We start from the raw sequence: 1,622 nt of genomic DNA on the forward strand, positions 1-1,622 counted from the left end.
AAATTGGTGGGTTGGTGCCAAAGAGCGTTGGGCTTGAAACGGTCATGAACAGAGACTGTGCTTGGTGAGCGAACAGTGGTGTGGGGTGACGAACGCGAGTTGGCTTGAAAAAAATCCGGACGAGCAGTGATAACGGGAAAAAGAGTACTTGAAATACGTACCGCGAAAAAGTCTATTTCATGTCACGATCGTTTCTCATCGGAACCCTCCTGCTTGTCTGCCTCCTTGTCGCAGCAGCCGGATGCACCGGCCAGCAGAGCACACCCGCGACTGCAACTCCCGCGGCACCGGTAGCCACACCCATAGCATCGGACTCCGGCTTCAACGCACTCCCGAAAGCGGACCTCAACGCAACCGAGACCGCTGACATCCTGCTCCTCCAGGAAGAAGCAAAGTTCGCGTACGATCTCAATTCGGCGCTCTACGGAATGCACACGACCCTCCCGCTGCTCCTGAACATCTCGGACTCCGCAAAAATCTCCATGAAAGTCGATGATGTGATCCTTGTCCGGTACAACATCCCCGATCCGGAGAGCCAGAAGGCCGGTGTCTTCACCAACCCGTCGCTCCAGCAGATGTACAACAATGATCTCAACACCGGCCTCTCGTCGGCAGCCGATGCGCTGAAGATGAGCGCACGGGCTGCGGACATGAATGCTGCAGATCTCACGGCCGCGATCGGCCGGACTGACAACAAGGACCTGATCTACATTTACAACCAGCAGCTGGCCATTGCACGCAATGACCTGCGGGAGCTCTCTTCTGCACTGGGCGGGTACGGTGTCGTGTATGTGCCGCAGTACATCACGCCCGAGTCGTACGCTCTGATCCTTGCGTCGCCGATGGAAACGGTGCCAGCGAAGTAATACACTCATACTCTTTTTATCAGCCATACGCCGGAAACCGGGGGTGCAGATGCCCACTGAGGGATGATACTCCAGCCTGAGGATTCACCGTCGGTGATTTTCTCGCTTTCAGACCCATGAGGGCGTAAGTACCCCAAAATGAGGGAATAATTCGCGAAAAAGAGGGAATAAATCACGATTTTTCCTGATTTTCACGTCGGAGAAAACTGGACGCAAATAGCGCTATTACAGAGGCGAAACTCAGGGCCGGACGGGCTGTGGGATGCCGGAATGAAAAGAAGGGGGGTTTTGGAGAGCTGGTTTAGGGGTTCCAAAGCTGCGGGTAACTATACCCGTGACAGGTATCTGACCCGTGACAGGCATCTGATCCGTCACGGGTAACTGACCTGTGACAGGTATTTGACCTGTGACAGGTTTTATGAAAAGGCCGAAAACGCACTAATATAAAGGGGGGATTTGTAGGTGTGATGCCCCACTCTGGCATGTCGGAGGGGAGATTCTTGGGTGATGGTTTTTCTCCTGTCCTGTCATCCTGAAAAAAATCTTCGCCGCAATCATTTTTGCTTCGCGTGACATCAGTACCGGGATACCTGCATGACGTACCTGAACTGGGGCTGCGATCCTCTTACCGCGGAATGCGAATCGTGTCTTGATGCGTACTGCAATGTCTGCAATGAAGATTTCAAGAAAAAACACCGGAAGAATGAGTTCTCCGATGATTTCGGTGAATCCGGCCCGGATGTTGATGAGCCGGAT

At 53.5% G+C, this 1,622-nt stretch carries 1 protein-coding gene; it reads left to right on the forward strand.

What is annotated here, in order from left to right; translation table 11 throughout:
• The first annotated feature begins 179 nt into the window (after positions 1–179).
• Positions 180–866, forward strand: coding sequence for a DUF2202 domain-containing protein (locus CW742_RS12230; RefSeq protein ID WP_292420760.1), 687 nt, complete (start codon positions 180–182; stop codon positions 864–866).
• Positions 867–1,622: the final 756 nt, after the last annotated feature.

Source organism: Methanoregula sp., assembly GCF_002835825.1.
In the GTDB taxonomy this organism is placed as follows: Archaea; Halobacteriota; Methanomicrobia; order Methanomicrobiales; family Methanospirillaceae; genus Methanoregula.

Bases quoted from the DNA above. Each gene is read 5' to 3' on its own strand.
- CW742_RS12230 (WP_292420760.1), top strand. From the start codon at position 180: ATGTCACGATCGTTTCTCATCGGAACCCTCCTGCTTGTCTGCCTCCTT.